This is a genomic window from bacterium (assembly GCA_026398675.1).
In the GTDB taxonomy this organism is placed as follows: Bacteria; RBG-13-66-14; RBG-13-66-14; order RBG-13-66-14; family RBG-13-66-14; genus RBG-13-66-14.
On the sequence record JAPLSK010000182.1, the window covers coordinates 1 to 6,027 of the forward strand.

1 protein-coding gene is annotated in these 6,027 nt (G+C 64.9%); it reads right to left on the reverse strand.

What is annotated here, in order from left to right; translation table 11 throughout:
- The coding region (locus tag NTW26_06015; GenBank protein ID MCX7021816.1) for an FG-GAP-like repeat-containing protein at positions 1-6,027 on the reverse strand (6,027 nt) is incomplete at both ends.

Consider the following 6,027-nt stretch of genomic DNA (forward strand, 5'->3'; position numbering starts at 1 on the left):
CAGGCTTACGGGATCGCCCTCGCGGTCGGAAATCTTGTAGGCGACGGTGACGTCCTTGGTCTGCTCCGTGGTGATATCGGTGAGCTGGATGCTCGGCGGATCGGAGTTGTCCACCTGGAAGGGCGCCGTCTGGTCGGGGGCGCCGGTGTCGTTGTCCGCCGGGGTCAGGCGGAAGACGACGGTGGTCGAATCCAGGGTGTCGATGTTGGACTTGGAGTTCCACACCAGGCTGCCCGAGTAGGAGGTGGACGGTATCTTGGTAATGGTGCCGGTGACAGCGGCCTCTTTCCAGGTCACGCCGCCGTCAACGGAGTACTCGGGCGTCAGGCTGATCGGATCGCCCTCGCGGTCCGAAATCTTGTACGCGATAGTGACGTTCGTCGTCTGCTCGGTGGTGATGTCGGTAAGGACGATGGACGGCTCGTCGGAGTTGTCCACCTGGAATACGCCCGTGGAGACCGGCTCGCCGGTGTCGTTATCCGACGGCGTCAGACGGAACTGCACCTCGAAGAGGTCCAGCATGTCCACATCGGACTTGGAATTCCACACCATGGACGCCGAGTAGTCGAGCGTCGCGATGTCCTTGGTGCGGCCCGTGACCGTCGCCGACTCCCAGGTCTTGCCGCGGTCGCGGCTGAACTCGGGTTTCAGGGAAATCGGGTCGCTCTCGCGGTCCGAAATTCTATATGCGATGACGACGTCGGCCGTCTGCTCGCCCTCGGGGGTCACCAGGACGATGGTCGGAACGTCGGAGTTGTCCAGGCGGAAGGGCCCGGTCACCGCGGCGGCGCCCACGTCGTTGTCCGAGGGAGTGAGCCGGATGGTGACCGTCTCCAGGTCCACCATGTCGGTGTCGTGCTTGGAGTTCCACTCCAGCTTGCCGGTATAGCCGGCGGGCTGGATGCCGTTGGGCTGGCCGATGTCGGCCAGGGCGGTGATGGTGGCCTCGCTCCAGGTCTTCCCTCCGTCGGAGGACCACTCGGGAACGAGGGTGACGGGATCGCCCTCGCGGTCGGAAATCCGGTACTCCACCTTCACGTAGCCGCTCTGATCCGCGGTTATCGGGGTGAGGGCCACCGTCGGCGCGTCGGAGTTGTCCACCTGGAAGTTCGAGGTGGCGTAGGGCTCGCCCGTGTCGTTGTCCGAGGGGGTAAGCCGGAACTGCACGCCGGAGAGGTCGAACTGATCGGTGTCGGACTTCGAGTTCCACACGAGGGAACCCGCGTAGCCGGACTGGGCGATGGCCTCCGTCTTTCCGGTCACCGTCGCCGGTTCCCAGGTCTTCCCGCCGTCGCGGCTGAACTCGGGCTTCAACGAGATAGGATCGCCCTCGCGGTCGGAAATCTGATACGCGATGGTCACGTCCTTGACCTGCTCGCCCGAGGGGGTGGCGACGGTTACGGACGGCACGTCGGAGTTGTCCACCTGGAACGGGCCTATCTCGAAGGACTTGCCCTCGTCGTTGTCGAAAGGACGCAGGCGGAAGTGGGTCTGGAAGTTGTCCACCCGGTCCATGTCCACCGCCGACTGCCAGGTGAGGCGCCCCGTGTAGGCCGTCTTGGGGATGGCCTCCACGGCGCCGGAGACGGTGGCCGGTTTCCATGTTTTTCCGCCGTCCGGGGAGTATTCGGGGACGATGGACAGGGGATCGCCCTCCACGTCGGCCAGGTTGTAGGAAACGACCACGTCGCCGGCCTGCTCTGCGGTTATGGCCGCGATGGTCACGCTGGGCTCGAAGGAGTTGTCCACCTGGAAGGGCTTGTTCTGGCCGCTTTCGCCGACGTCGTTGTCCGACGGGGTGACGCGCAGGACGACCTGGCTGGAGTCCACCCCGGGAATGTCGGAGACCGAGTTCCAGACGAGGCTTCCCTCGTAGGGGGTGGGGCCGACGCGATCGGTCGCGCCGGTGACCGTGGCCGGCTTGAAGGTGGCGCCGCCGTCCAGCGAGTACTCCACCTTCAGTTTCACGTAGTCGTTCTCCCGGTCGTTGACGTTGTACACCACGTTCACGTCGCCCGTCTGCTCGCGCTCGTAGTCGGCGACGTTCACCTTCGGCACATGGTTGTTGTCCACCTGGAAGGCGGGCGTGATGCCCGGCTGGCCGGTGTCGTTGTCCTCGGGGGTGATGCGGAAGACCACCTGAGAGGAGTCCAGACCGTCCATGTCCGCCACCGATTCCCAAACGAGCTCGCCGGTGTAGGCGGCGATGGTGAGGCCCTTGGTGGTGGCCTCCTTCCAGGTGGCGCCGCCGTCGGTGGAGTACTCGGGCAGGATGGCCGTGATGTCGCCCTCGTCGTCGAAGAGGGAGTAGTGGATGACGACGTCGCCCTCCTGCTCGCCCTGGACGGGGTCCAGCTTGGCGCTTGGGACGGCGTTGTTGTCGAGGTGGAAGGGTCCGACCCTGACCTCCGCGCCCGGGTCGTTGTCCGCCGGGGTTAGCCGGAAGACCAGGGTGTTCAAGTCGGCGCCCAGGAGGTCCGTCTTCGAATTCCAGACCACGCGGCCGTGGTAGAGCTCCGGCGTCAGCTTGGTCAGTTGGCCCGTGGTGGTGGCGGGCTCCCAGTAGTTGCCGCCGTCCTGGGAGTACTCGGCCTTGAGGGATAGCGTGTCACTCTCGACGTCGGCCAGGGTGTAATCGAAGGCGATGTCGTCGGTCTGCTCGCCCGTGAGCACCGTGGCGATTTTGATGGTGGGCTCGAAGCTGTTGTCCACCTGGAAGGCGCCGATGGAACCGCTCGTGCCCTCGTCGTTGTCGAAGGGCCGGATGCGGAAGTGGATGTCGGTCTGGTCGGTGCCGCCCGTGTCGGAGGCCGAGTTCCACACGATGGTGCCCGCATAGGCGGAGGAGGGAATGCCCGTGGTCTGCCCGGTCACCGTCGCCGGCTTGTAGGTTGCGCCGTCGTCGTCGGAGTACTCGCTGACGATGGAAAGCGGGTCCCCCTCGCGGTCGGCGAGCTTGTAACTGATGGGGATGTCGGCGGTCACCTCTTGGGTGACGGCGGTGAGCATGACCGACGGCGGCTGGGAGTTGTCCACCCAGAACGCACCGGTCTGGGCGGCGTCTCCGGTGTCGTTGTCGCTGACGGTGAGCCGGAAGACTATGTTCTTCTGGTCGCGACCGTCGAAGTCTTTGATGGAGTTCCAGGTTATCACGCCGCGGTACGCGTCGGGTCCTATCCCGGTGGTCGTACCGGTCACCGCGGCCGGCTTGAAGCTCGCGCCGCCGTCGTCGGACCACTCGGCGTGAATCGCCAGCATGTCGTGCTCGCGGTCGTCCAGGACGTAACTGATCGGGATGTCCGCGGTGGACTCCGCGATGATGTTGTCCACCACGAGGGTCGGCGTGGCGTCGTTGTCCAGGCGGAAGGCCAGGGTGGTGGAGGGCGATTCGCTGACGTCGTTGTCCTGGGCGGTAAGACGGAGCATCGTCCGCGGAGAATCCACCTGGTCGGCGTCTATGACCGAAAGCCAGGTGACGGTCAGGCTCGGTAATGCCGAGTTGTATCCGCGGACGAGGGATTTGTCCAGCGGCTCGATGGACTCCTTCGTCGTGGCCGGTCTCCAGGTGGAGCCGCCGTCGGTGGAGTAATTGAGGACGATGTCGCAGATGTCGTTCTCGTGGTCGGATATGGAGAAGGTCAGCAGAACCTCGCCCGCAACCTCCTGGGCGATGTCCACCACGTGGGCCGTCGGCGGGGCGTTGTTGTCCACCTGGAACGGGACGGTGTCGTCCTCCTCACCCTCGTCCAGGTCGCTGGCGATGATGCGGAACTGGATGGCCGACTCGTCCAGAGTGGGCAGGTCCTTGTCGTAGCGCCAGACCAGGAGGCCCTTGGACCCGTCCGGGGAGGAGGGGACGCCGGATATCTTGCCCTCCACGGTGGCCTCGGACCATGTCTGGCCGAAATCCTTGGAGAAGTAGCACGCCAGGCTGCAGGAGTCGCTCTCCTCGTCCATCACCTCGAAATTGACGTCCACTTTGCCGTACTGCTCGCCGGTGAGGTTCTCCACGTACATCGTCGGCGGCTGGTTGTTGTCCAGGACGAAGGGGCCGAGCACGGCCCGCTCGCCGGTATCGCGATCCGAGGGGGTGACGGAGAAGAGGCACTTTTCGATATGCTGGTTGGGCAGGTCGGCCATGGAGTCCCACCACAGTTGGTCGGTGTAGTGGGCCTTGTCTATGTAGTCGGTGTTGCCCTCGATCCAGGCCTTGTGCCAGGAGGCGCCGCCGTCAATGGAGTACTCGGCCACGAAGGAGAGCTCATCCGCCTCGTCGTCCGCAAGCACGTAGTCTATGAAGACGTCCTCGGTCTGCTCGCCCTCCAGCGGCTCGAAGGCCACGCGGGGCGGGTTGTTGTTGTCCAGGTGGATGATGGGGGACTCGATGGCGCGCCCCAGGCCCGAGTGGTCCTTGGGCATGAGCTTGATCTTGACGTCGGTGTCCTCGAAGTGGTCCAGGTCGTCCCGGCTGTGCCAGGTGAGAGTGCCGTTGTACTGGCTCTTGGACAGCCCCTCCACCTGACCGGCGGTCGTGGCGTACTGCCAGTAGAGGCCCGAGTCGACGGTGAACAGCACCTTGAGGTCCACCGGGTCGCTCTGACGGTCCTCGATGTGGTAGTGGATGACGACGTCGCCGGTCTGCTCGCCCTCGATGGGGTCAATGGTGACATTGGGCACCTCGCCGTGGCCGTAGAGGGTGACGTGGGAGGGGTTGTTCAGGAACATGGGCCAGGGCTGGTTCGTCGCGCGATAAGACCCGCTCCCCATCTCGATGCATTCGATTTTCCCGGCGAAGTTCGTGCCATAGACTATCTCGGTGGCTCCGTTCCCATCCAGGTCGCCGATGGCGGGGGTGCTGCGGATGGGGAAGCCCTGCATCCCGGTCCAGGGGAAACCGGAGACCTCGAGGCCGGTGGTCTCCCAGGCGTAGATGACGCCGTCCTCGGCGCCGACGACGATGTCTATGTAGCCGTTGCCGTCTATGTCGCCGATACTGGTCGAGCCCTTGATCGGGGAGGGAGAGCCGCCGTCCACCGGGGTGGCCTCGAGGGGGAAGCCGGGCACCGAACGCCCGTCCTCCTTGAAGGCGTACACGCGTCCGTCGCCCGAGGCGATGACCACCTCCACAACGCCGTCTCCGTCCACGTCGGCAAAGGCGGGCGACGATTGGAAGATGCGGTACTCGGTGGTCACCGGCCAGCCCGGCATGAGCATCCCGTTGGGCTTCCAGGCGTAAACCTTAAAGTCGTAACTGCCGACGACTATTTCCAGGTACCCGTCGGAGTCTAGATCGCCCAGGGCCGGCGAGCTCTTCACGGAGAAATCGGTGTGCTGGGGCCAACCCTCGAGGGTGGTGCCGTCGTTGTTGAGGGCGTGGACGACACCGTTGTCGTCTCCGATAACAATCTCCAGCTTGCCGTCGTCGTCTATGTCGCCCACGGTGGGGGAGCTCTCGCTGGGCGCGCCCAGGTTGTAGGGGAAGCCGGAGAGAGCGTTGCCGCGGTAGTCCCAGCCGTAGAGGTTGCCGTCCTGGCTGGCGATGAAGACGTCCGCGAGGCCGTTGTCGTCCATGTCCGCGATGACCGCGGAGCCGCGGACGGGACCCCCGGTGGTCTTGGGCCATCCCGGGACGCTGGTGCCCGAGTTTTCGACGGCGTACACCTTGCCGTCCTCGGAGCCGAAAACTATCTCGGGTCGGCTGTCCCCGTCTATATCTCCCGCCGCCGGCGAACTGAAAACGGGTCCGCCGGTCTGGACGAACCAGGAGATGAGGAAGGAGCCGCCGCTCGAGCGGTAGGCATAAACGCGGCCGCCACCGGAACCGATGACGACCTCGGGGTGCCCGTCGCTATCAAGATCCACTAGGCAGGGGCTGGACTCTACGACCTGGTCGGCTTCGAGGTCGGCGTCGGTCCGCGCCACCCACTTCGAAGTGACGCCCAGGGCCGACGTCGTCAGGAGGAAGGTCAGGATGACAACCGCGGGGATACCGAGCGACGACCTGTGGGTAAAATTCATAGGTTGACC